The 24,912-nt window shown below is 71.5% G+C and carries 20 protein-coding genes; 12 read left to right on the forward strand and 8 right to left on the reverse strand.

Going from position 1 to position 24,912, the window contains the following annotated elements:
- Positions 1–157 precede the first annotated feature (157 nt).
- From IE269_RS27965 to IE269_RS27985, 5 genes are all read left to right on the forward strand, one after another.
- A complete protein-coding gene (locus IE269_RS27965) occupies positions 158–550 on the forward strand; it encodes a GNAT family N-acetyltransferase (protein WP_189825958.1) in 393 nt (130 codons plus the stop codon).
- 98 nt (positions 551–648) lie between these two features.
- Positions 649–1,074, forward strand: a complete 426-nt coding sequence (gene panD / locus IE269_RS27970) for an aspartate 1-decarboxylase (RefSeq protein WP_189825959.1) — start codon at positions 649–651, stop codon at positions 1,072–1,074.
- A 96-nt stretch (positions 1,075–1,170) separates the two neighbouring features.
- Positions 1,171–1,392, forward strand: coding sequence for a hypothetical protein (locus IE269_RS27975; protein ID WP_189825960.1), 222 nt, complete (start codon positions 1,171–1,173; stop codon positions 1,390–1,392).
- 299 nt (positions 1,393–1,691) lie between these two features.
- A complete protein-coding gene (locus IE269_RS27980; protein ID WP_189825961.1) occupies positions 1,692–2,942 on the forward strand; it encodes a Cmx/CmrA family chloramphenicol efflux MFS transporter in 1,251 nt (416 codons plus the stop codon).
- Between the two features lie 114 nt (positions 2,943–3,056).
- Positions 3,057–4,508 (forward strand): transglycosylase family protein, encoded by a 1,452-nt coding sequence (locus tag IE269_RS27985; RefSeq protein WP_189825962.1) that lies wholly within the window; start codon positions 3,057–3,059, stop codon positions 4,506–4,508.
- A 21-nt stretch (positions 4,509–4,529) separates the two neighbouring features.
- Here the strand turns inward: IE269_RS27985 and IE269_RS27990 are convergent, their stop codons facing one another.
- Both IE269_RS27990 and IE269_RS27995 read right to left on the reverse strand, forming a co-directional pair.
- Positions 4,530–5,456 (reverse strand): DMT family transporter, encoded by a 927-nt coding sequence (locus tag IE269_RS27990; protein WP_189825963.1) that lies wholly within the window; start codon positions 5,454–5,456, stop codon positions 4,530–4,532.
- Positions 5,457–5,623: 167 nt separating this feature from the next.
- Positions 5,624–6,373, reverse strand: a complete 750-nt coding sequence (locus tag IE269_RS27995; RefSeq protein WP_229898308.1) for a carbonic anhydrase — start codon at positions 6,371–6,373, stop codon at positions 5,624–5,626.
- 81 nt (positions 6,374–6,454) lie between these two features.
- Between IE269_RS27995 and IE269_RS28000 the strand changes: the two genes are divergently transcribed.
- The 4 genes from IE269_RS28000 to IE269_RS28015 all read left to right on the forward strand — a co-directional run bounded on the left by IE269_RS28000 (position 6,455) and on the right by IE269_RS28015 (position 11,212).
- Complete coding sequence (locus IE269_RS28000) at positions 6,455–7,168, forward strand: (2Fe-2S)-binding protein (protein WP_438817645.1); 714 nt, start codon at positions 6,455–6,457, stop codon at positions 7,166–7,168.
- 10 nt (positions 7,169–7,178) lie between these two features.
- Positions 7,179–8,351 (forward strand): glycogen synthase, encoded by a 1,173-nt coding sequence (gene glgA / locus IE269_RS28005; RefSeq protein WP_189825966.1) that lies wholly within the window; start codon positions 7,179–7,181, stop codon positions 8,349–8,351.
- Positions 8,352–8,380: 29 nt separating this feature from the next.
- Positions 8,381–9,598, forward strand: coding sequence for a glucose-1-phosphate adenylyltransferase (gene glgC, locus IE269_RS28010; RefSeq protein WP_189825967.1), 1,218 nt, complete (start codon positions 8,381–8,383; stop codon positions 9,596–9,598).
- 111 nt (positions 9,599–9,709) lie between these two features.
- On the forward strand, positions 9,710–11,212 hold the full coding sequence (locus tag IE269_RS28015; RefSeq protein WP_189825968.1) for an SDR family NAD(P)-dependent oxidoreductase: 1,503 nt from the start codon (positions 9,710–9,712) through the stop codon (positions 11,210–11,212).
- Positions 11,213–11,252: 40 nt separating this feature from the next.
- Here IE269_RS28015 and IE269_RS28020 read toward each other — a convergent pair whose 3' ends face one another.
- Entirely contained in the window at positions 11,253–14,054 is a 2,802-nt protein-coding gene (locus tag IE269_RS28020; RefSeq protein ID WP_229898309.1) for a right-handed parallel beta-helix repeat-containing protein, read from the reverse strand.
- Positions 14,055–14,500: 446 nt separating this feature from the next.
- Here IE269_RS28020 and IE269_RS28025 point away from each other — a divergent pair, with 446 nt between their 5' ends.
- Positions 14,501–14,689, forward strand: coding sequence for a hypothetical protein (locus tag IE269_RS28025; protein WP_189826158.1), 189 nt, complete (start codon positions 14,501–14,503; stop codon positions 14,687–14,689).
- 77 nt (positions 14,690–14,766) lie between these two features.
- Here IE269_RS28025 and IE269_RS28030 read toward each other — a convergent pair whose 3' ends face one another.
- Genes IE269_RS28030 through IE269_RS28040 form a run of 3 tightly spaced genes read right to left on the reverse strand, consistent with a single transcriptional unit; the run spans position 14,767 to position 18,419 of the window.
- On the reverse strand, positions 14,767–15,702 hold the full coding sequence (locus IE269_RS28030; RefSeq protein WP_229898310.1) for a winged helix-turn-helix transcriptional regulator: 936 nt from the start codon (positions 15,700–15,702) through the stop codon (positions 14,767–14,769).
- Between the two features lie 10 nt (positions 15,703–15,712).
- Entirely contained in the window at positions 15,713–17,194 is a 1,482-nt protein-coding gene (locus IE269_RS28035; protein WP_189825970.1) for a carotenoid oxygenase family protein, read from the reverse strand.
- Positions 17,184–18,419, reverse strand: coding sequence for an acetyl-CoA acetyltransferase (locus IE269_RS28040; protein WP_189825971.1), 1,236 nt, complete (start codon positions 18,417–18,419; stop codon positions 17,184–17,186). The genes IE269_RS28035 and IE269_RS28040 overlap by 11 nt, the downstream gene beginning before the upstream one ends.
- Positions 18,420–18,547: 128 nt before the next feature.
- Here IE269_RS28040 and IE269_RS28045 point away from each other — a divergent pair, with 128 nt between their 5' ends.
- Together IE269_RS28045 and IE269_RS28050 are read left to right on the forward strand one after the other, a co-directional pair.
- Positions 18,548–19,726 carry an acetyl-CoA C-acyltransferase gene (locus IE269_RS28045; protein WP_189825972.1) on the forward strand — a complete coding sequence of 393 codons (1,179 nt, stop codon included), beginning with the start codon at positions 18,548–18,550 and terminating at the stop codon, positions 19,724–19,726.
- Positions 19,727–19,813: 87 nt separating this feature from the next.
- Positions 19,814–21,841 carry an alpha/beta hydrolase family protein gene (locus tag IE269_RS28050; protein ID WP_189825973.1) on the forward strand — a complete coding sequence of 676 codons (2,028 nt, stop codon included), beginning with the start codon at positions 19,814–19,816 and terminating at the stop codon, positions 21,839–21,841.
- A gap of 272 nt (positions 21,842–22,113) precedes the next feature.
- On the opposite strand, the gene IE269_RS28055 is transcribed toward IE269_RS28050, so the two are convergent.
- On the reverse strand, positions 22,114–23,826 hold the full coding sequence (locus IE269_RS28055) for a class I adenylate-forming enzyme family protein (protein WP_189825974.1): 1,713 nt from the start codon (positions 23,824–23,826) through the stop codon (positions 22,114–22,116).
- Between the two features lie 88 nt (positions 23,827–23,914).
- Positions 23,915–24,898, reverse strand: coding sequence for an LLM class F420-dependent oxidoreductase (locus IE269_RS28060; RefSeq protein ID WP_229898311.1), 984 nt, complete (start codon positions 24,896–24,898; stop codon positions 23,915–23,917).
- Between the last annotated feature and the right edge of the window lie 14 nt (positions 24,899–24,912).

Consider the following 24,912-nt stretch of genomic DNA (forward strand, 5'->3'; position numbering starts at 1 on the left):
ATCATTGTGGAAATGCCCCGTACCGGGTTACCGGTACGGGGCATTTCTGCGTTTAAGGGGCGACGCGCACCCCTGTGCGGCCGGCGATGGGCACGGCGACTGGCTGCGTCGGCGGGCTCTACCTCATCACCGTCCGGGCAGCGGGAGAATTGCGGCCATGGACCGCGAACTGGAACTGACGGACGACCGCCCGCGAGGCCGGATCGAAGCGTGGGGCGACGGCAGGACGATCGGTCACCTCGACTACTTCGTCCTCGCTCCGCCGGACTCAGTCCATGGCCCGCAGGACCCGCAGGACCCCGAGGAGACGGCGGAAGCACTGGTCGCCGTCCACACCGTCGTCGAGAAGGCGTATGCGGGGCAGGGCGTCGCAGGCCGTCTCGTACGTGAGCTGTACGCGCGTGCGGGACGTGAGCACAAGGCCGTCGTGCCGTTGTGCTCGTACGCGGCCTCCTGGGCCGAGCGCCACCCCGGCGAAGCACCCGCCGCACCGGATCGACTCGTGGCCGCGGCCAAGGAGCGGCTCGCAACCGATCCCACCCTCTGGTGAGGCAGTGCGGGCGTTGCATAGGGTGGGCGAGTCATCCGTGAAATCAGCACTTGACCTGCATTGCCGCAGGCAGGTAGCCCAGATTCAGGAGTTCGTCAGTGCAACGCACCATGTTCAAGTCCAAGATCCACCGAGCCACCGTGACGCAGGCCGACCTGCACTACGTCGGTTCCGTCACCGTTGACGCCGACCTCATGGAGGCGGCCGATCTGCTGCCCGGGGAGCTCGTGCACATCGTCGACATCACCAACGGGGCCCGCCTGGAGACGTACGTCATCGAGGGCGAGCGAGGGTCGGGGGTCATCGGGATCAACGGGGCCGCCGCCCACCTCGTACACCCCGGGGATCTCGTGATCCTCATCAGTTACGCCCAGGTGGACGACAGCGAGGCCCGGACCTTCGCGCCCCGCATCGTGCACGTCGACGCCGGCAACCGGGTCGTGGCCACCGGCGCCGACCTTGCCGAGCCCGTGCCCGGAGTGCCCGGTCAGGTGCGCAATCCGCAGGCGGTACCCGTCGGCTGACGTGTGGACCCGGCGGGCGTGGGCAGCCGCATCGGGAGAGAGTGGGGTTGATCCGCACTTCGACGAAGACTCCGAAACTCTGGAGGTCGATCAGGCATGACCCAGCCGAACCCCGATCCCGTGCCGCCCACGCCGACGCCTTCGCCGGGGCCGCTCGGACCGGACCCCGGGCCGCTGCCCGGTCCCGTGCCGGGGCCGTCGCCCGTACCGCCCGGCCCGGCACCGGACCCGGTCCCGCCGGGGCCGCTGCCCGATCCCGTACCGCCGGGCCCCGACCCCGACCCGGCCCCCGAGCCGTCGCCGGGACCGATGAGCTGAGCGGGCACCCAGGGAGGGGGCCGGACGGGGGACGAGCCCGTCCGGCCCCCTCCGCTTCCTCCCGGTAAATGGGGTGGACCCGCACACCCCGCCTCCGTAACCTGTGGCGCGTGTCCAGTCCCGAGGCGTCAAGACTCTAGCCACCGGTCGTCCGGTGGCCTCTTCGCGCAGCAGTGCCGTCCCGTCCGCAACGCCGTCTTCGCGCGAGCGGACTCCTCAGTGACCCCTGCGCCCCGCCACCGGATCACCGGCGTCGACCAAGGCTGTGTCGAAAAACGACGTCGTTGTGGGGTTCTGCTGTGCCGTTCGCTCTCTACTTGCTCGGGCTCGCCGTCTTCGCCCAGGGCACTTCCGAATTCATGCTGTCCGGGCTCGGCCCGGACATCGCCCAGGACCTGGGCGTGTCCCTGTCCGCCGCCGGGGCGCTGACCTCGGCTTTCGCCGTGGGGATGGTCGTCGGGGCGCCGCTGACCGCCGTCCTGTCGATGCGCTGGGACAAGAGGCCCGCGCTGTTGCTGTTCCTCGGGGTCTTCCTCGCCGTCCATGTCGCCGGCGCGCTGACCACCAGCTTCGGGCTGCTTCTGGTGCTGCGGGTCGTCGGGGCGCTCGCGAACGCGGGCTTCCTCGCCGTCGCGCTCACGGCCGCCGCCGGGATGGTCGCGCCGGACGCCAAGGGGCGGGCCACGTCCGTACTGCTCGGCGGGGTCACCCTGGCCTGTGTGATCGGCGTGCCCGCCGGGGCGTGGACGGGTCAACTCCTGGGCTGGCGGGCGGCGTTCTGGGCCGTCGCGCTGCTCTGCGTACCGGCTGTCATCGGGATTCTGCATGCCGTCCCGGCGGACCGTGACAAGGACCGCGACGAGGACCGCGACAAGGAGGTCGTACGGGTCGGAGTGCGGCGGGAGGCCGGGGCGCTGCGGGACGCGCGGCTGCGGCTGACGCTGCTGCTGGGGGCGCTCGTCAACGGGGCGACCTTCTGCACCTTCACCTACCTCGCACCCCTGGTCACCCACGTCAGCGGGCTCGGCGAGGGCCGGGTGCCCGTGGTGCTCGCGCTCTTCGGCGCGGGATCGTTCGTCGGGGTCGCGGTCGGCGGGCGCATCGCCGATGTGCGGCCCGTGCCGTTGCTGGTCGGCGGGGGACTGGTGCTGGCCGGCGGGTGGGTGCTGCTCGCGTTCGCCGCCGGGCGGCCGGTGGCGGTGCTGGTGCTCGTCTTCGTACAGGGGGCGCTGTCGTTCGCCGTCGGCTCCACGCTCATCTCGCAGGTGCTGTACGCGGCCGGGCGCGCCCCGCACCTGGCCGGAGCCTTCGCCACCGCCGCGTTCAACGTCGGGGCGGCGGTCGGGCCGTGGGCCGGGGGGCTCGCGCTCGGGGCGGGGCTCGGGTTCCGGGCGCCGGTGTGGGTGAGCGCGGCGCTGGTCGCGGCCGCGCTGGTCGCGGCCGCGCTGGTCAGCGCCGCCGCAGGGCGCCGGGTGTGGCGGGCGCGGGCCGAAGCGGAACCGGTCGTGGACACCCCGGAGGGCGGCGGGGAAGTGGCCGGGAAGATCTGATTCCGTTTCAACTGGCCACAGAGGTGCGCGAGTTGCTGGTCTTGTCATGGTCCCTACGGTGCCCTTACTTTTGCGACTGCGATGTGTCGGCACCGTGAGCGGAGGACGAGGGACATGGCCCCTACCGGACGTCATCGGCGGTATCAGCCCAGCCGGATCAACAGCGCCTCCCTTGCCGCGGCGGGGGGCGTGGGCATGGCTCTGCCGCTCGTGGCCGCCGGCAACGCGGGAGCCGCTCCGGTGGACGTGTGGGACAAGGTCGCCGCGTGCGAGTCGACCAACAACTGGAAGATCAACACCGGGAACGGCTACTACGGCGGACTCCAGTTCCGCCAGGCCACCTGGAACGCCTACGGGGGCCAGGCCTACGCGCCGCGCGCGGACCTGGCCACCAAGGGCGAGCAGATCGCCGTCGCCGAACGGGTGCTGAAGGGCCAGGGGCCGACCGCCTGGCCCGTGTGCTCCGTCAAGGCGGGGCTGGTGCGCGGCGGCCCCGCGCCGGACATCAGCGTGTCCAACCCGGAGAAGGACAAGAGCCCGGAGAAGTCCAGGACTCCGCAGAAGGGCAATACTCCGGAGAAGGACAAGGCCAAGGACACCACGCCCGACCGGGGCCAGGGACAGAAGAAGACCGATCCGCCCAAGCCCCCGGCCCGCCAGACACCTCCGCCGAAGACCGACCCCGAGCCGACGCGCCCCGCCCCCGGCGGTTCCGCGGCCGGTGCTTACACGGTGGCCCGGGGCGACACGCTGTCCGCAATCGCCGAGACGGAGAAGATCACCGGCGGCTGGCAGAAGCTCTACGAGGCGAACCGTCAGGTAATCGGCGGCGACCCCGACATGATCCGCCCCGGCCAGCGCCTCCTCGTACGCATCAGCGCGCCGACCAAGCCCGCACCGGCCCCGACGCAGCCGCGCGACACGGCGCGGCCCGTCCCCGAGAAGACGGCCGGCGCGGACGAGGCGCGCAAGGAGGCCGAGGCCAGGCGTCAGGCCCAGGCGGAGCGCCAGGCAGAGGCCAATCGGCAGGCCGAGGCGAAGAAGCAGGCGGCCGAGAAGGCGGAGAAGGCCAAGCAGGAGAAGGCCCGCGCCGACAAGAACGACAAGAAGACGCCGACCCGCGCCGAGCAGGCCTCCTCCCGCTCCACCGCCACCCGCAAGGGCGGGCTGACCGCGCCCGTGGACGCCGGGGCGGGCACCCCCTACCGGGCGGCGGGCGGGTCCTGGTCGAAGGGCTACCACACCGGAGTCGACTTCCCGGTGCCGACGGGCACCACCGTCAAGGCCGTCGGAGCGGGAAGCGTGGTCTCCGCCGGGTACGCGGGGTCGTACGGCTACCAGGTGGTGCTCAAGCACGCGGACGGCAAGTACACCCAGTACGCGCACCTGTCCGCGCTCACCGTCCGCGAGGGGCAGAAGGTCGACTCCGGGCAGCGCATCGGGCGGTCCGGGTCGACCGGCAACAGCACCGGACCCCACCTGCACTTCGAGGTGCGCACCGGGCCCGAGTTCGGGTCGGACGTCGACCCGGTCGCCTATCTGAGGGCGGGCGGCGTCCGGGTGTGACGGCGATGCGGCTCCGGAGCGTCAGGGTGTGACGTTCCTGCGGGGCTCGCGCACCGGATCCTTCGCCTGCTGCACGGGCACCGCGGGGAGGAGTTCCACGGGGAGCTCCTCCCCTTCGCCGCCGTCCCGGGCCCGGTCCGTGGTGAGCAGCAGCAGGCCCGCCGCCGAGAGCACGGCCGCGGCGACGGCCAGGAGGGCGCCCCCGGTCCCGTACCGGAACGTCTCCCCGAAGACGCTCAGCCCGACGGCCGACGCCACCGCAGGATTCACCACGGTCACCGTCGCCAGCGGGGCCGTCAGCCCTGCGTCACGGTACGAGGCCTGCGACAGCAGCACCCCGGCCGCGGCGAACAGCACCACCCCGGGCACCGCCTCCCACTGGCCCGCAAGGCCCAGTGAACTCCAGCCCACGGCAAGCGACTTGATGAACACGGACGCGATGCCGAACGCCACCCCGGCGGCCCCGGCCAGCGCCATCGAGCGGAACACCGGCCTGCGCACCCACCGGGCCAGCGCGAACAGCGCCGCCACCGCGCCGAGCGCCGCCCCCGCCACCACCAGCTCCGTATGGCCCGTCATGGAACGGGAGTCGGCCCGGCCGGTCAGCGAGAGCAGACCGGCCAGGCCGACCGTGGCCAGCACCGCGCCCACCCGCGCGGTGCGCCCCGCCCTGCGGTGCAGGAACACCGCCGCTATCGGCAGCGCGAACACAATGGTCAGCGCCCCCAGCGGCTGGACCACGCTCAACGGGCCGTAGACCAGCGCGCCCACGTGCAGCAGGGCACCCAGACCGTTCAGCGCCAGCGCCGCCCACCAGCCGGGCCGCCGCACGGGGGCGTACGGATGGCCGCGGTCGGTGACGGCCACCCGCTCCTGGACGATCGCCCCGACCGCGTACGCGATCGCGGAGACCAGTGCGAGCAGCACGGACAGCGCGAAGGCATTCATGCCCTCCACGATGACTGGCGCGAGCCTTCACGTCGTCGTCCTGGAGCAGTCATTGGGGCGTACTGCCGACGCAGTACGTGTCAGGGGCAGGTGGTACGGCAGCGTGCGGAGCGCGTGGGGCGGCCGCGCAGCGGAGCCCAGCAGAGCCCAGCAGAGCCCAGCAGGGCTCAGAAGGGGTGGAAGCTGACCCGCCCGGTGTCCAGGTCGAAGCGCGCCCCCGCCACCGTCGCCCCGCCGAACGCCGGGTCCGCCGACAGGGCGTGCCGCACTCGCGTCACATTGGCCCGTACCGCCTGCTCCACCCAGTCCGCCGACGACGCGGGCCCCCGGGTCTCCAGGGCGGCCGGGGCGATCTGCTCGACGACACGGGCGAGATGGCCCTGCGCGGAGGTCCCGGAACGGGCGTGTTCGACGGCCGCCGAGACCGCGCCGCAGCGCTCGTGGCCGAGCACCACGACCAGGCGCACGCCCAGCTCCTCGATGCCGTACTGGATCGAGCCGAGGACCGCGCCGTCCAGCGCCTGGCCCGCCGTGCGGATGCACAGCAGGTCACCCAGGCCCTGGTCGAACACCTGCTCCGGCGGCACCCGGGAGTCGATGCAGCCGAGCACCATCGCGAACGGGTGCTGCGCCATGGACACCGCGCGCAGCCGGTCGCGGCCCTGGTGGGGGTGGCGGACCCGGCGGGTCACGAAGCGGCTGTTGCCCTCCTTCAGCCGGGTCATGGCCTCGTCGGCGGTGGCGGGGAGGGTGTCGGAGCGGAACGTGTGCGTGGGCAGGGGGAGTTGGGGCGGGGTGGCCGCGGCGGCGCGGACCTGACCGGACGTCAGAGGGGTGGCCAGGCCGCCGGCGAGGGCGGCGGCCAGGCCCAGGAGGGCTCTTCTGTTGCGGTTGCGGCAATTGCTTTTCGTGGTCACCCCGTCATGGATACGGTGAGGGGGTAACGGCCACGCCGTATTTACTGAAAAATTGGTTCTTGTGGGTGAAAGGCGGACATGGTGGACTTTGTCGAGCTGGGCTCGGTGAACGGATTCTTCGCGCTGCGCACGGGAGAGACCGGCGGTGCCGGCCATGTGCCGCTCGCCCAGGTGTACGCGGGAGATCCGGCGCCCCTGGCGTTCCGCATCGACAAGACGGCCGCCCGGTTGGAGGCCCCCGAACGCCGGGTCGCCTCCTCGATAGCCCACCTGGGGATCGTCGCCCGGCTCTGGTCGGTCGCCCTCGGCTCGGCCGCGCTCTACGACGAGGTGCCCGACCTCTCGCCCGACCTGCTGCACTGGGACGCCGACGGCAGCTCGCCCGACGACCTGGTCCTCACGGAGGTGCGCATGCTGCCCGCCACCGCCGAGACCCTCCGCGAGACCGTCCAGCACGGCCACCTGCTGCCCCTGTCCGAGGCCTTCCGGCGCGACGGCGCCATCTCCCCGCAGCTCCTATGGGGCAACGCGGGCTCCGCCCTCGCGGCATCCGTCACCCAACTCCGGCTCTGGGCCAGGGAGATGAATCGCCCCGAGGTCGGCAAGAGGGCCGCCGTGATCGCGCACGAGCTGTTCGCCCAACCCGAGCTGAACGCCACCGGCTCCCTCAAGGCCGGCGCCTTCCGCCGCAACAGCTGCTGCCTCTACTACCGCTGCCCCAAGGGCGGGCTCTGCGGCGACTGCGTTTTCGATCGCGCCCCGCAGCGGTCTTCCCCGCAGCCGGGATCTGAGTGACCATCATGGGGTGAAGGTGGGGCTGCTCACGCGCGAGTATCCGCCGGACGTCTACGGAGGCGCCGGCGTCCATGTGGAGTTCCTGGCCCGGGAGTTACGGGCCCTGGTCGACCTCCGGGTGCACTGCTGGGGCGACGGGGAGGGGGACGGGCGAACGACCCGTCACCGTCCCGCCGCCGAGCTGCGGGGTGCGAACGACGCACTGCGCACCTTCTCCGTCGACCTCTCCATGGCCGCCGCCCTCGAAGGCCGCGACCTCGTGCACTCGCACACCTGGTACGCCAACCTCGCCGGGCACTTCGCGAAACTCCTCTACGGCATACCGCATGTGATGACCTGTCACTCCCTGGAGCCGCTGCGCCCCTGGAAGGCCGAACAGCTGGGCGGTGGCTACGCCCTCTCCAGCTGGGCCGAGTGGACCGCCGTGGAGGCGGCCGACGCGGTCGTCGCCGTCTCGCGCGGCATGCGCGACGACATCCTCGCCTGCTACCCCGACCTCGACCCGGCCAAGGTCCGCGTCGTGCACAACGGCATCGACACCGACGTCTACAAACCCGCCCAGGAACGCGACGTGTTGGAGCGCATCGGCATCGACCCCGAGCGTCCCTACGTCCTGTTCGTCGGCCGGATCACCCGCCAGAAGGGCGTCCCGCACCTGTTGCGCGCCGCCCGCGCCCTCGACCCCGACGCCCAGCTCGTCCTGTGCGCCGGGGCGCCGGACACGCCGGAGATCGGCGCCGAGTTCCGCGAGCTGGTCGAGGAGCTGGAGCGGGTGCGCGACGGGGTCTTCTGGATCCCCGAGATGCTGCCGCGCCCCGACGTCGTCCAACTCCTCACCCACGCCGCCGTGTTCGTCTGCCCGTCCGTGTACGAGCCGCTCGGCATCGTCAACCTGGAGGCCATGGCCTGCGGGACGGCCGTCGTGGCCTCCGCGGTCGGCGGCATCCCGGAGGTGGTCGACGACGGGCGCACGGGTCTGCTCGTACCGTACGAGAAGAAGCGTGCGGCCCGGCATCCCGAGGAGTTCGAGAACGCGCTGACCGAGACCTTGAACCGGGTGCTCGACGAGCCGGAGGCCGCCGCGCGCATGGGCGCGGCAGGGCGGGTACGCGCAGTGAGTGAGTTCGGGTGGGACGCCGTGGCCCGGCGGACCGCCGAGGTGTACGCGGAGTTGGTCAAATGACCCTTGCTGGTTGACCCTTGGGGGCGGCGATGCGCGGTGGACCTTCGGTGCTCGGGATCGTACTGGCAGGCGGGGAGGGCAAGCGGCTGATGCCGCTCACGGCCGACCGGGCCAAACCGGCGGTGGTCTTCGGGGGGACGTACCGCCTCGTCGACTTCGTCCTGTCGAACCTCGTCAACGGCGACATCATGCGCAACTGCGTCCTCACGCAGTACAAGTCGCACTCGCTGGACCGGCACGTCACCACCACCTGGCGGATGTCCAGCCTGCTCGGCAACTACGTCACGCCCGTACCCGCCCAGCAACGCCTGGGCCCGCGCTGGTACTTGGGGAGCGCCGACGCCATCCTCCAGTCGCTCAACCTGGTCCACGACGAGCAGCCCGACTTCATCGCGGTCTTCGGCGCCGACCACGTCTACCGTATGGACCCGAGGCAGATGCTCAAGCAGCACGTCGAGAGCGGCGCCGGGGTGACCGTCGCCGGGATACGGGTGCCCCGCAAGGACGCCTCGTCGTTCGGGATCATCACCCCGGCCTCCGACGGCACCCGCATCGAACGCTTCCTGGAGAAGCCCACCGACCCGCCGGGACTGCCCGGCGACCCCCGGCACGTCTTCGCCTCCATGGGCAACTACATCTTCACCACGAAGGTCCTCGTCGACGCCCTGCTGCGGGACGCCGAGGACGAGGACTCCGTGCACGACATGGGCGGCAGCATCCTGCCCCAGCTCACCGAACGCGGCACCGCCCAGGTCTACGACTTCACCGACAACCACGTCCCCGGCGAGACCGCCCGCGACCACGGCTACTGGCGCGACGTCGGCACCCTCGACACGTACTACGACGCCCACATGGACCTCGTCGCCGAACAGCCCGAGTTCAACCTCTACAACAAGCGCTGGCCGATCTACACCCACTTCGGGCAGCTCCCGCCCGCCCGCTTCTGCTCGGCGGGCATCGCGAGTGAGTCCATCGTCGGCCCCGGCTGCGTGATCAGCGGACAGGTCACCGGTTCGGTGCTGTCACCGGGCGTGGTCGTCGAGCCCGGGGCCGTCGTCCAGGGCTCCGTCCTGCACGACAACGTACGCATCGGACGCGGTGCGGTCGTCAGGAACGCCATCCTGGACAAGAACGTCGACGTGCCGCCCGGAGCGACCATCGGCGTCAATCCGGAGCGTGACGCCGAGCTGTACACGGTGTCGCAGAACGGGGTGATCGCCCTGGGCAAGGGCCAGCAGGTCCTGTAACGCTGTGTGATCGCATCCCTCGCGGTTTGTCGCTCTCGCCCCTGCCTCCGTACGATTCCTCTTTTGAGGACTTATACGCACGTGCGAGCAGAACGAGAGACGACAGCGGCGATGACGGTGACAGAGGACAGCCCCGCAGAGGACAGCCCTGTGGAGCCCGGGGAGTACGGCCCCGGCATCGACCCGGAGCGGATGGCGCTGGTGCTCGGCGTCCTCGCGGAGCTGGACCAGCTCGATGTCGACCACCCGGACGCCATCACGATCCGCCGCGCCACCGCCGGTATCTACCGCACGGTGAAGCAGCGCCGCCGCCAGGAGCGCCGGGCCGCGAAGACCGCCAACGACAAGGCCGTCACCGAGGCGACCGCGACCGGCTCCGCCGAGCGCATCGACGACGAGACCGAGGGCCTGCTGCCGAAGTCGGCCACCGAGGAGGGCCGGATCGCGGGGATACTCCAGCGGCCGCGCTCCTGCTACGTCTGCAAGACCCGGTACGTCGAGGTCGACTACTTCTACCACCAGCTCTGCCAGCCCTGCGCCGCCCTGAACCGGTCCAAGCGCGACGCCCGCGCCGATCTCACCGGCAAGCGCGCCCTGCTCACCGGCGGCCGCGCCAAGATCGGCATGTACATCGCGCTGCGGCTGCTGCGCGACGGCGCGCACACCACCATCACCACCCGCTTCCCCAAGGACGCCATCCGCCGCTTCAAGGCGATGGAGGACTCCGCGGACTGGATGCACCGGCTGGAGGTCGTCGGCATCGACCTGCGCGACCCCGCGCAGGCCGTCGAGCTGGCCGGACGGGTCGCCGAGGCCGGACCGCTCGACATCCTGATCAACAACGCCACGCAGACCGTGCGCCGCCTGCCCTCCGCGTACGCCGCCCTGGTCGACGGCGAGAACGCGCCGCTGCCGCCGGGCGAGCTGCCCGCCCACCAGGTGATCGGCGCCTTCAACTCCGGAGCCGTCGACGGCCTGGCCGCGCTGCCGCTCGGTGTCAGCGGGCTGGACGCCCAGCAGGTCGCCGACCTGGCCCTGGTCGCGGGCAACGCGAGCATCGAGCGCCACCGCGACGGCAGCGCCATCGACGCCGGCGGCCTGGTGCCCGACGTCGTCGACACCAACACCTGGGTGCAGACCATCGAGCAGATCTCGCCGGTAGAGCTCCTCGAAACCCAGCTGTGCAACTACACCTCGCCGTTCATCCTGATCAGCCAGCTGCGGTCGTCGATGGCCGAGGCGGCGAAGAAGGCGAGCAGCGGGCGCGCGCACATCGTGAACGTCTCCGCCATGGAGGGCGTCTTCGGCCGCGGCTACAAGGGCGCCGGACACCCCAACACCAACGCCGCCAAGGCCGCGATGAACATGGTGACGCGCACCAGCGCCCAGGAGATGTTCCAGACCGACGGCATCCTGATGACCTCCGTCGACACCGGCTGGATCACCGACGAGCGCCCCCACTTCGACAAGCTGCGCCTGGCCGAGGAGGGCTTCCACGCCCCGCTCGACCTGGTCGACGGCGCGGCCCGCGTGTACGACCCGGTCGTGCGGGGCGAGGCGGGCGAGGACCTGTACGGGGTCTTCCTGAAGGACTACGCGTCCGCGGGCTGGTAGCCCGAAGGGGAGGGGGCCGCCAACGGGCGGCCCCCGCACCTCACTTGACCTTGAACGCGTCCACGAGCAGGTACCCGCCCGACTTCATGACGCCCTTCAGCGTGTGGACGCCCGGTGCGAGACCGGCCTTCGAGAACACCGTCTTCTGGTGCTCGCGCGTCGCACTGCGGTTGTCGATCGTCGTCACGAAGACCCCGTCGAGATAGAGGTCGACCTCGCCCTCGTCGGTGTTGGTCTGCGTGATCATGTCGATCGCGGTGCCGTTGAAGGCGAACTCGAAGGACTCCCCGTGGGTCTGCGTGGCGTGCACGTCGTTCAGCCAGCCGCCCGAGCCGCCCCGCGACGGGTTCTTCCAGTCCCAGCCGCCGCCGGTGTAGACGACACCCGAGGTGTTGTTGAACTGCTCGCCGCTGGTGGGGCGTTGGACGGTGAGGTCGACGGCGGCCTGGTTGCGCCACACCTTCAGCTTCACCTGAGCGCCGGGCGCGGTCTTCGCGTACACGCTCCAGAAACTGGCCCGGTCGGTGACCTGGGTGCCGTTCGCCTCGCGGACGACGTCGCTGGCGCGCAGACCCTGCTGGTACGCCTGCGAGCTGTCCGGCACCTCGGCGAGGTACAGCCCGTTGTAGTCGGTCAGCCCGACCGAGGACTTGATCTCGTCGGAGTAGATCCGGGTCGCCCCCGCCCCCAACAGCTGTTCCTGGAAGGCGTCCTGGGTGTCCGGTGCGGGTGCCGTGCGCCAGGCCAGCGGCGGCGGCGCGGGCGTGCCCGCCTTGCCGAAGCCCGTCATCGGGAAGTTCTTGAAGCCCAGGCCCAGTGCCGGCGAGTCCGCCTGCACGGTGAAGTCGAGCTTCTTCAGGTCCGTGTACGGGCTGGAGCCCACGAACTTCGGATCGGCGACCAGCGACCGCGTGTCCAGGCCCTTCGCCCGCCATGCGTCGTTGACGTCGGCGACCGAACTCCCCTTGTTCCAGAAGAGGTTGTCGTTGACGAACGGCTTGCTCTTCGCGGTGTCGACCTGGATCAGGTCGTACGGGTCGTCGGTGACGAAGAGGTTCTTCTCCACCGTGTCGCCGCTGTCCGCGTACCAGACGTGGAAGTGGGCCCCGCTGTTGACGAAGACGTTGTTGCGGACGGTCCGGTGGAAGCCCTCGCGCAGCTTGACGCCGCCGTTGAGCAGGAGGTTGTTCTCCACGAGGTAGTTGGAGGAGCCGTCGTCGAGGTCGATCGCCCAGTGCGAGTCGTGCCAGATCCGGTTGTGCCGGATGACGGTCGTCTCCATGGCGTCGAGTTTCGCGTACGCCTTCTTCGTCGCGTCGTCGGCGCTCAGCGGCCAGAAGCGGTCCCGGCCCCAGGCGTTGATCGGGCCGTGGTCGGAGGTCTCCTTCACGCAGTTGAAGAGGCTGTTGTCCTCGATGAGATGGCCTCCCCAGGTGCCGTCGTTGATGTCGATGCAGGCGCGCGGACCGTCGTGCACGGTGTTGCCGGAGACGGTCACCCGGCGGCTCATCGAGATCTGCACGCCCGAGGTCTGCTTCTCGAACTGGCCGTTGTCGTGCAGGTAGTTGTCGGCGATGCGGATGTCGCGCGGGTAGTTCTCCGACTTCGGGCCCGGGGTGGTGTCGGTGATGGTCCTGCGCATGTTGTCCCAGGTGGACGGCTCGCGCACGGCGTCGGGGCTGCCGATGACGGCGATGTCCGAGGCGCCTGAGTGGCTGAACTCGCTGCCGGTCACCTCCGACCTGGAGGCGTACCCGTCGAGGAAGACGCCGTTGCCGCCGACCTGGTCGAAGAGGGAGTCGCGGACCGCCACGCCCGCGGTGTTCTTCAGGTGCACGGCGCCGGTGCGGGCAATGGCCCAGTCGCCGAGCTGGAGCTTCTCGTACGGTGCGGAGAACAGCGTCCGGTGGGTCTGGGTGAAGGTGAAGCCGGTGAAGGAGAGGTTGCGGACGGGGGCGGCGGCGCTCGCGCCCTCGACGCGCACGAGCTCGCGGAGCTCCGCCGTCTCCACCGTGGCCTTCGCGAGGTCGACGCCGGCCGGGGGCTGGACGTACAGCTTGCCCGCGGCCTTGTCGTAGAACCACTCGCCGGGAGCGGTCAGCTCTTCGAAGACGTTCTCCACCATGCGGTACGTGCCGTGCAGCCCGGAGCCGCGGTTGTTGTCGCCCACCCAGGCGAGCTTGGGGGTGCCGTCGGCGTTCAGCCCGGTGACCTTGAAGGAGTTGCCGCCCCACTCGCCCTGGTGCAGGCCGCGCACGAGAGCCGTCGTGGGGTTCTTCCAGCGGGCCACGCGCTGCGGGGAGATCGCGTCGGCGGCGTACCCGCCGAGGATCTTGGCCGCCGGGTCGAAGTCGGGGTAGCGGGCGAGGGGCTGCCGCTTGCCGTTCAGGAACAGCTCGTCGAAGTCCAGGCCGGTGCCGACGTCGGCGACCTGGATGGCCCCGGAGTGGACCCGCCAGGGTGCGGTCACCTGGCGGCCGCCCTTGAGGACCACCTTCTCGCCGGGGGCCGCCCGGTAGGCGACGGGGCCCGACGCGGTGCCCGAGTCCTCGGCGCCGAAGGTGAGCGTGCGGTCGAGCCGGTACGTACCGCCGCGCACGATGACGTTCACCGGGCGGCCGGGGGCCGTCCTGGTGGCCTGCCGGGCCAGGGCCTGCGCGCGGGCGAGGGTGCGCACCGGGGCCTGCGCGGTGCCGGGCGCGGAGTCGTTCCCGGTGGGGGAGACGTACACCTCGGCGGCCAGCTTCAGGGGCGGTGCGGCGCCCGCGGCGGCGGGCGGCACGACGACGAGACCCGCAGCGACGGCGGCTACCAGCAGCGCTCTGACGGGGCTTCTGTTCACGTACGACTCCTCGAAAAGTGGGGACAGGACACGCAGCCGCATCCGGACCCACCGTATTCATCCGAGGAAAGGGGTGGCCCGAGAGGTGGATGTGCGGGGAGGAAGCAGGAGGTTCGCGAGAAAGCTAAAGAGACCTCCGATGACTGTCAAGGGAGCGGACAGTGAAGGAATCCCACGGCGGCACGGGCCGAAAGTCGACGGAATCCATCGAGCGCACGGGCGCTCATATGGGTACTCTGTTCGTCACGGACAGAGCGACACCCTCGGCCCGTACACGGGAAACGCCCACCACCACGGCGGCTCCCGCACGAGCAACACCGGCGCCACCGCGACGGAAGAGCCCTTTCCTTCATGCCCCGTGGGGCGAGTTCGGCGGTCCCGGAACGAGGACCGCGGACACGTCCGACGGGTTACGCGACACAAAGGAGTGCGCGGTGACACCAGAAATGACCCAGCAGGACCAGCGAAGGTCCGAACGGTCGACGACCTACACCCCCAAGGCCGGAGCGGGCGGCAGGGCGGGCAAGCCCAAGAAGCTCGGCAACCTGGAAGTGTGGGCCAGGTCGGCACCGATCCGGCTCGCCGGGTACGAGGACGACCTCGCGGAGCCGCACATCCTGCCCGGCGTCGACTAGACCGCACCCGCGCGAGCGGACCGTACGCGCAGGACGGGCCGCACCCCCACCCCGGGGTGCGGCCCGTCGCGTCGGCGTCAGGGCGCGGTCGTGTCCCCCACCACCTCGACCCCGCGCTCCGACAGCCCCCCGCCGCACTCCCCGCACACCAGCCTCGGCGCCAACTCCCGGCCGCAGCCCCGGTGCAGCGACACCAGCGCCGGGCCCTCCGGCGACTCGTACCACCGCTGACCCCAGTCGATCAGCGTCATCACCACCGGGAAGAAGCCGCGCCCCTTGGGGGTGAGCCGGTACGTTCCCGACTCCGCCTCCAGCACCCCCAGCGCGGCGAACGTCCGCAGCCGGTCGGCGACCATCGACGGCGGCGCGCCGAGCCGCTGCTGGAACTCGCCGAAGCGGTGCGCCCCCAGGAACGCCGCCCCCAGCATGGCCACCGACCACCGGTTGCCCAGCAGCGCCATCGTCTCCGGGAACAGCCCGGCCCCGCCCTCGGTGCCCGCCGCGCTGCGCCTGCGGGTGGCCGCCGACGGGATCGACCGGCCGTCCTCGCCGCTCGGGCCCAGCTCGCTGCGTACGTCACGGGGCTCGACACAGTCCCCGCAGCCCCCGCACGCGAGCACCGGTTCCATGTGCCGCCCGCACTCCGCGTGCCGCATCCACGGCAACTCCTCGCGGTGGGTGTCCACCCACCGGTACTCCCACCCCCATACGGCGACCAGAACCGGCCAAACCGTACGACCGCGCTCCGTGAGCCGGTACGCGTACCGCACCGGGCGTTCCTGGTACGCGACCCGCTCCAGCAGCCCCTGCTCGGCGAGTCGGGTCAGCCGGGAGGTCAGCACCGCGTCGGAGATCGGCAGCCGGGAGCGCCAGTCGGCGTAGCGCCGCACCCCCTGGAGGGCGTACCGCAGGATCAGCAGCGACCACTCGTCGCCGAGCAGACCGAAGGCGGTGGCGACGGCGTTGGGACCGCCGGCGGGCAGCCGGACGGGTAGCTGCACCGCGGCGGTCACTCGCGAACTCCTAGACAGTCGGGGGCCCTTCGTGCCAGCCCCGGAGCGCCGAACCGGGGGCCCAGGTCGCGTGCGTACCGCTGGAGATCCGCTCGGGGAGCCGGATGCGGGCGAGAGGTCCGTCGGACAGGCGCGCCGCGTCGAGGACCAGGCATTCGGAGCGGTCGGCGTTCATGTCGGTGGTCAGGGTAACAAGGTAGGCGTCGTCCTCCGAGGTGCCGCCGGCGCGCGGGACGACGGTCGCCTCGCTGCCGAACACCTCGTCGCCGTACGCATAGCGCTCCTGCGCCCCGGTGAGGAGGTCGTGCTTGACGATGCCGTCCATCAGGAACCAGCCCGGCTTCTGCGTCGCCGCGTAGGTGTAGCGGTAGGGGCGGGCCGCCGTGTCCGGGTTGATCACCCCGAACTCGGTGTAGCGCTCGCTGAGTTGCTCCTCCTTGACCCGGCCGGTGGTGAGGTTGAGCCGCCACCGCCACAGCGTGACCTGCATGCGCTCCAGCGCCAGGAAGCGGAACATCCGCTGGTACACGCCTTCGCCGCGCGGGTCGGGCGGCTCGGGGCAGCCCTGCCGGAAGCCGTCGAGGACGATCTCGTCGCCCTCCTCGTAGGCGTTGGTGAAATGCAGTACGTAGGTGGGGTCGGCCTCGAACCAGCGGATCTCGGAGCCCAGGCGCGGCAGGACGGCGAAGCGCGAGGGCAGGTCGGGGTGGAAGCGGGAGGCGTATTTGCCCTGGTCGATGAGGCGCTGGTCCCAGAAGAGCGGGAAGTCGTTGAGGATCGCGTAGTTCTCGGTGAACGCCATGTCGTGGGGGAGGCGCGGGCCGGGGAGGGGGACGTCGGTGAGGTGCTTGAGCCGGTTGTCGGGGCCGACGACGCCGTAGCGGAGGTAGGGGGCCTCGGTGGCGTACGAGAAGAAGAGGAGTTCGCCGGTGCGCTCGTCGGCCTTGGTGTGCGCGGAGACGCCCCAGTCGGGGGCCCAGGCGGATTTCCCGAGGGTCTCGAGGGTCAGCGGGTCGAGGCGGTAGAGGTCGCCGCACTGCCAGAAGCTGGACAGGGCCTGACCTGCGTGGACGACGATGTCGGTGCTGGAGGCGTCCTTCATGCGGGTGCGCGCGCCCCAGCCGTCCGCGCGCTTGGCGACGGAGGGGCGTTCGGCGATGCCCGCCCACAGGGATTCGCCCGCCTCCTGCTCGGCGAGGAAGCCGTCGGTGCGCACGAAGCGGTTGCGGTAGAAGGCTTTTCCGTCGCGGAAGCCGACGACGTGGACCATGCCGTCGCCGTCGAAGGGGTGGTAGAGCTTCGTCGCCGGGTGGACGGGGTTCTCGGTGTTGCGCAGATAGACGCCGTCGAGGTCGGCGGGTATCTCGCCGACGACCTCCAGGTCGTCGGCCTTCCACTCGGTGGTCTGCGGACGCCACGGGCCCGTGCGGTACGGGTGGTCGTCGTCGGCGGGGAGGGTCGACAGGGCGCGGCCCACGATCTCAACGTCCATGGACGTCCTCTCCTTCTGCGGTCTCCACGACGAAGCCGACCGTGGTGGTCGTACTGCCGCCGATGTTCAGCGTGGCGAAGCGGCGGGCGCCCTCCACCTGGAACTCCCCTGCGGTGCACGCCACTTGGCGGCTCGCGTCCCACAGCATGCGTACGCCCGTCGCGCCGACCGGGTGGCCGCCGCCGATCAGGCCGCCGGAGGGGTTCACGGGCATCCGGCCGCCGATTTCGAGGTCGCCGCTCTCCACGGCCTTCCAGCTCTCGCCGGGGGCGGTGATGCCGACGTGGTCGAGGGCCATGTACTCCGACATGGCGAAGCAGTCGTGCGTCTCCAGGCCGTCCGTGGCGTCGATGCCCGCGATTCCGGCCCGGTCGAACGCGTCGAGCATCGCCTGCCGGACGTGCGGGAGGACGTACGGATCGTCCTTGCTGCGCTCGGTCTTGCGGGCCAGCGGGAGGCCGACGGTGCGGTGGCCCCAGCCGGCGATACGGGCCAGGGGGCGGGCGGTGCGGTTCTGTGCGAGCCAGCGGTCCGAGACCAGGACGACACCGGCCGCGCCGTCCGTCATCTGGCTGCACTCCTGGCGGCGCACCCGGCCCTCGACGCGCGGGTTCGCCTCGTCGTCGGCGGTGAAGCTGGCCCCGGTGAACTTCCAAGTACGGGTCTGGGCGAGGGGGTTGGCGCGGGCGTTGCGGAAGTTCAGCTCGGCGATCGACCGCAGGTGGGCGTCGTCGAGACCGTAGCGGCGGTCGTACTCGTCGGCCAGTTCGGCGAACATGTACGGCCACATGAAGCGGGCTTCCTGCCCCTCGTGCCCGGCCCACGCCGCCGCGCCCAGATGGTGGGCCGCCTCGTCGCCGGGAACCGTCTTCTCCAGCTCCGAGCCGAGCACCAACGCACAGTCGTAGCGCCCCGATTCGAGGTCCGCCATCGCGGAGAGCACCGCGATCGACCCCGACGCGCAGGCCGCCTCGTGCCGGGAGGCGGGCACGCCCCACAGGCCCTCCTCGACCGTGGCGGGCATGCCGCCCAACTGGCCCTGCCCGGTGAAGAGTTGGCCGAAGGCGTTGCCGACGTGGATCACGCCGACCGCCTCGGGACCGATCCCGGCCGACTCCAGGGTGCCGTGGACCGTCTCGCGTACGAGATCGGAGAAGTCCAGGCCCGCGCGGCTGAAGTTCCGTGCGAAATCGGTCTGATGGCCGCCCAGTACCCACGTACTCATCCAGCACCTCCGCTGCGATCGGCTCGCGCCTGCCGTGATGTCCGTCGCGACGTCTGCCGCGATGCCTGTGAAGCCGGCATCCGTGATGCTACAACTAACAGAGTTACTCGGTGAAGGGAAGCGCGCTCATGGCCGACGTCTACGTCCTCGACTACGTCCGTACGCCCCGGGGCAAGGGCTCCGCGCGGGGAGCCCTGCACGGCACCTCCCCGGTGGAGCTGGTGGTCGCGCTCCAACGCGCCCTGGTGGAAAGGGGTTTGGCGGCGGGCGAGGTGGAGGACGTGATGATCGGCACCGCCTCCCAGGTGGACGAACAGGGCGCCAACCTCGCCCGCACCGCCACCCTCCTCGCGGGCTGGGGGCACGGGGTCCCCGGCGGCACGATCAACCGCTTCTGCGCCTCCGGCATCGACGCCGTGGCGCAGACCGCCGCCCGTCTGAAGTCGGGGGACCTCGGGCGGCTGGCGGTGGCCGGGGGAGTGGAGTCGACCTCGCGGGTGCCGATGTTCAGCGACCGGGGGCCGCTGTTCTGCGACCCCGCCACGGTGAAGGCGATCGGCTCCGTGCACATGGGCATCGCCGCCGACCTCAACGCCACCCTGGAGGGTTTTGCGCGGGAGGAGTTGGACGCGTACGGGCTGGAGACGCAGACCAAGGCGGCGGCCGCGCGCGCCGAAGGGCGCTCGGCGCGCAGCCTCGTCCCTGTGGCGGGCCTGGACCACGACGAACTCGTCCGCCCACAGACCACGGCCGACTCCCTCGCCGCCCTGGAACCCGCCTTCGCGGAACTCGGCACGCAGGGGCAGGACGCTCTCGCCCTGGCCGCGCACCCGGAGGCGGGAAACATCAACCACCTGCACACCGTGGGCACTTCACCGGCACTGGCCGACGGGGCGGCACTGCTGGTACTGGGCACGGAGGCGTCGGAACGTCGCCCCCGGGCCCGTGTCGTCGCCTCCGCCACCGCGAGCACCGACCCGGTCATCATGCTCACCGCAGGGCAGACGGCCGTCGAGCGGGTGCTCGCCAAGGCCGGGCTGACCCCGGCGGACGTCGACGTCTTCCAGTTCGCGGAAGCCTTCGCCGCGCTGTGCCTGCGGCTGCGGCGGGACCTGGGCGTCGGTCCCGACCGGCTCAACCCCGGCGGCGGCACCATCGCCACCGGGCACGCCTTCGGGGCCACCGGCGCGATCATGGTCGGCGAGTGCGTGGAGGAACTCGAGCGCACCGGCGGACGGTACGGGGTCGCTTCGGTGAGCGGAGCGGCCGGACTGGGCGTGGCGGTGCTCGTGGAACGTATCGGATGAGGGTGAGTGACGTGTGACGTGAGGGTTTGCTGAGCCCAGAGCGAATTCCCTGGTGCGTGCACGGAAGTGCGGGTAAGGATGACGGGCATGTCTGCAACATCCAGCGGCAAAACCGCATTTCACGACTTGTCCGCCTTCTTCGCCACCCCGCGTGTGGGCGCGCTCGCGCTCTCGCCGGACGGTACCCGGCTCGTCGCCGCCGTGCAGTCCCTGAACGCGGAGGGCACCGCGTACGTCTCCGGGCTCTGGGACATCGACCCGGCCGGCGTGCGCGAACCGCTGCGCCTGACCCGGTCCGTCAAGGGCGAGTCGGCCCCGAAGTTCGCCGCCGACGGCACCCTCCACTTCCTCTCCGGCCGCGAGAACACCGACGCCGCCGCCGAGAAGGGCGAGGGCAAGGACGGCGCGACGCTGTGGGCGCTGCCCGAGCGCGGCGAGGCCCGCAGGGTCGCCCGCCACCCGGGCGGCATCAGCGGCTTCGCCCTCGCGGCCCGTACCGACGCGCTCGTGTACTCCGGCAGCCTGCTGCCCGGCGCGGCCGACGCGGAGGCGCACGCCAAGCTGACCAAGGACCGCGAGGACGCCAAGGTCACCGCCATCCTCTACGAGGGCGGGCCCACCCGGTTCTGGGACCACGACCTGGGCCCCGGCGAGCTGCACGCCTTCGTGCGCGGCCTCGCCGAGGACGCCACTGCGGTGGACGCGGGCGGGCAGGGCGCCGTGGACGAGGGCGGCGTCGCGCTGTCGCCGGACGGCACGCGGGTGGCGTACGGGCGTTTCGTGAGCGGCCGGGTCCCGAGTGAGAACCGCGACACCGTCGTGATCGCGGACGCCGCCACCGGCGAGGAACTGCGCGTCGTGGACACGCTCGGCTTCGGGTACGGCAGTGCGGTGTTCACGGGCGACGGCACGGCCGTGGTGCTGGAGCGGCTCCTGGAGGAAACGTACGAGGCGCCGTACGACATGACGCTCGTCCGTGTCGACCTGGCGACCGGTGAGGAGACCGACCTTCTGCCCGGCTTCGACAACTGGCCCGGCGGCGTCGCCGTGTCGCCGGTCGAGGGCGACGGCACGCTGTGGTTCACCGCCGACGAGCTGGGCCACCACCCCGTCTTCCGGCGCGACGCCGATGGCACGGTCACCCGGCTGACGGCCTCCGGGGCGTACGGCTCGCTCCAGGTGTCCCCGGACGGGACGACGCTGTACGCGCTGCGGACGAACATCGACGAGGCGCCGGTGCCGGTGCGGCTCGCGGCGGCGGGGGAGGATCAGACCCCGGTCGCGCTGAAGGCTCCGGGCACGCTGCCCGAACTGCCGGGCACGCTCACCGAGGTCGAGGCCGTCGGCGACGACGGCTTCCCGCTGCGGGCGTGGCTCGCGGTGCCGGAGGGCGCGTCGGCGGACGCGCCGGCCCCGCTGCTGGTGTTCGTGCACGGCGGACCGCAGTCCTCGTGGAACGCCTGGACGTGGCGCTGGAACCCGTGGCCGTTCGTGGCGCGCGGCTACGCGGTGCTGTATCCGGACCCGGCACTGTCCACCGGGTACGGGCAGAAGATGCACGAGCGAGGCTGGGGCCAGTGGGGCGGGCAGCCCTACCGCGACCTGATGGCGCTCACCGACGCGACGGAGGCGCGCGAGGACATCGACGAGACGCGCACCGGGCTCGCGGGCGGGTCGTACGGCGGGTACATGGCGAACCGGGTGGCGACCAGCACCGACCGGTTCAAGGGGATCATGTCCCACGCCGGGATCTGGGACACGGCGGCCTTCCAGAACGACAGCGACGGGTCCTGGTTCTTCCGCAGGATCTTCGGCCACTCGGAGACGCAGCCGGAGCGGCACGTGGCGAATTCGCCGGTGCTCGGGGCTTCGCGGATCACGACGCCGATGCTGGTGATTCACGGGGCGCTGGACTACCGGGTGCCGGTGGGGCAGGGGATGGCCCTGTTCCAGGACCTCCAGAGGTTCGAGGTGCCGGCGCGGTTCCTGTACTTCCCGGACGAGAACCACTGGGTGCTGAAGCCGAATCATTCGGTGGTCTGGTACGAGACGGTGCTCAACTTCTTCGACGAGAGGGTGAAGGGGGAGGAGTGGGTGCGGCCGGGGTTGCTTTAGTTTCTGTGCGGGGTGGTGGGGGGTTGCTGTTCGGGCCGGGGGCTCTGCCCCCGGACCCCCGGGTTTCGCCCCGGTCCCGCCCCTTTCCCTGAAGCGCTCGCCGCGCGGCTTGTTGTTTGGTTGCTCGCGCAGTTCCCCGCGCCCCTGAAAGGGGCGCGGGGAACTGCGCAAGACCTCAGCCACGATGCCCCCGCGGGTTTAGGTGAAGGGGTGGGGCTGGGGCGAAATCCGCCCCGGCACCGGGTGCCGATGCCCCACCCCGCACCGCGCCCTCACCCCCCAAGCCCCTCCCGCAGGTCCCGCTTCAGCACCTTGCCCACCGGATTCCGCGGCAGCGCATCCCGCAGCACCAGCCGCTCCGGCAACTTGTACGTCGCGATGCGCAGCCCCTGCAAGTACGCGACCAGTTCCGGCAGGGCCACGGAAGCCCCCTGCGCCGGAACCACCACCGCACACACCCTCTCCCCGAGCACCTCGTCCGGGTAGCCGACCACCGCCACCTCCGCCACCGACGGATGCCCCGCCAGCAACTGCTCCAGCTCCGCCGGAGCGATGTTCATCCCGCCCCGGATGACCAGATCCTTCGCCCGGTCCACGTACCGCAGAAACTCCCCCTCCTCGCCCGCGATCTCGAAGACGTCCCCGGTGCGCAAATAGCCGAACTCGTCGAAGGGGCAAGGAAGCTGAGACCCATTCAGATACCCCGCGAAGACCTGCGGGCTCTTGATGCGGAGTTCCCCCGGCACCCCCGGCTCCTCGATGTCCTCGCCCGTCTCCCGGTCCACGATCCGCAGCTGCGTCCACGACGCGGCCAGCGTCGACCACCGCTCGGCCGGGCCGTGCCCGTACCGGGGGAAGTAGCGGGCCCGCTGCTCCGGGTCCGGGACGTCGTAGGGGTCGGTGAGCATGCCCGTGCCCTCGTTGGAGCCGAAGAAGTTGATCACCCCGATGCCGTGCCGCTCCTGCCAGCCCCGCACCATCGCCACCGACAGTGGTGCGGACCCCGAGCCGATCCGGGTCAGGGAGGACAGGTCCGTGAGGGCCATCAGGTCCTCGCGGGCCAGCAGCATCGTCAGCAGTGCGGGCGGTGCCACCGTGTAGGTCACCCGCTCCCGCGCGATCTGCTTCAGGAAGACGGGCAGGTCGAAGGGGTGGTGCTGGACGAGCACGCACCCGACCCGCAGCCAGGGCAGGAACAGCCCTGCGAAACCTGCCATGTTGACCATCGGGAAGGGGTTCAGCAGCACGTCGTCCGCCGTCATGCGCGGTGCCTCCGCGCAGGTGCGCGCGATGGCCAGCCAGTCGTTGTGGCAGCGCGGCACCCCCTTCGGGGTGCTCTCCGTGCCGGACGTCCAGCAGATCGTCATGCAGTCGTTCGCGTCGACGGGGTGCTTCTCCGTGTACGCCGCCACCTCCGCCGCGTCGTACGGGAGCGCCAGTTCGGCGGCGAGGGAGACCACGCCCTCGGGGAGGTCCTCGCCGTACGCGAAAACCAGCCGCAGGGACGGGAGTTGCGAGCTGATGCCCGTCACCTCCGCCGCCACCCGGCGCTCCCCGATCCGCCCCGCCGTCAGGAACCCGTCGAACTCCGCCAGAGCGCCCAGCTGCACCGTCTCGTGCTCCCGGTACTGAACCGGCAGCGGCGACACGATCACCCCGATGCGCCAGCACGCCAGGTAGACGCAGACCTGCTCCACCGTGTTCGGCAACTGCACGCCCAGCACGTCGCCCTGGCCCAGGCCGTGCCGCAGCAGCAGGGCCGCCAGGCGGTCCGCCTCGCCGTCCACCTCGGCCCAACTCAGGCGCTGCACGGGGGAGTCCATCAGGTCGGCCTTGTTCAGCGGGTCGACCAGGGCCAGGCGGTCCGGGTTTTCCCGCACCCTCACCCGCAGCAGCGCGTCCGTCGTCCCGCCCTCCCACCAGCCCGCCGCCGTGTACTCCGCCACCCGCTCCGGCGGATGCAGCTTCCGTGCCCCGACCCCCATGTGCCGTCTCCCTCTGCGCCGTTGGAAAGAGGTGCCGTGAAACTCCCCGTGTGGGGTGAGGAGTTGAATCGTGTGGGGGGACGGTCTGCTACTGCGGGCTGAGTACGGTCAGCGTCCGCTCCCCGCAGGGGTCGGCCTCCGTGCTCGACGGTACGAGCGCCACCTCGTCCACCCCCGCCGCCGCGTACTCGGCCAGCCGGGCCCGGATCGCCTCCGTGCCCCCGACCAGGCCCACCGCCGAAGTGATCTCCGGCGGCACCGCCGCCAGCAGCTCCTTCGGGTGCGGCCGGGTGCGCGCGTACGCCACCACCTCGCCGAAGCCCGCCGCCTCGAACATCGCGTCGTAGCCGGGTGCCGCCAAGTAGCCGACCACACCGCGCCGCAACTGCTCCACCGCCTCCGGCGACGGGTCCACCGCCGCCGTCACCCACGCCGCCACGCTGGGCGGCGTGCGGCCGAACTCCGCAGCAGCCGTGCGGAGTTGACGTACGAGATCGGCTGCCGATGTCGGGGTGAGCAGGTTCAGGACCATCCGGTCGGCGTGGGCCGCCGCCGTGCGGACCGCCTGCGGGCCGAACGCAGCAACGGTGAGAGAGGACTTGGGGGCGGGCAGGCGCAGGCGGTAGCCGCGGGTGCGGGCCAGCGTGCCGTCCGTCGTCGTGCGCTCGCCGTCGAGCAGTGGGCGCAACGCCTGTGCCGACTCGCGCAGGGCCGTGCCGGTGCGGCGGTGGTCGCGGCCGTGCCAGTCGCGTACCACCACGGGGCTCGAACTCCCGATGGCCACGGAGACGTGTCGTCCCGTCAGGTCCGCGACCGACGCCACGCCCCGGGCGATCGTCATCGGGTCGCGCACCCCCACGGCGAGCGGGCCCAGCGTGAGCGGGATGCGCGTGGTGCGCGACGCGACGGCCGTGGCGAGCGAGAAGACGTCGTACGTCGCCATCTCGCCCAACCACAGCCCCGCGTAGCCGAGTTGGTCCGCCAGGGCCGCGGTGGTCAGCGCCTCCTGCGGCGGGCGGTCCTGCCAATAGCCCGGCGACACGGAGAGTTCGAGGTTCCCGGAGAGCTCCACACGCCGGAAACTAC

It is taken from the genome of Streptomyces spiroverticillatus (assembly GCA_014650415.1).
Classification (GTDB): domain Bacteria; phylum Actinomycetota; class Actinomycetes; order Streptomycetales; family Streptomycetaceae; genus Streptomyces; species Streptomyces spiroverticillatus.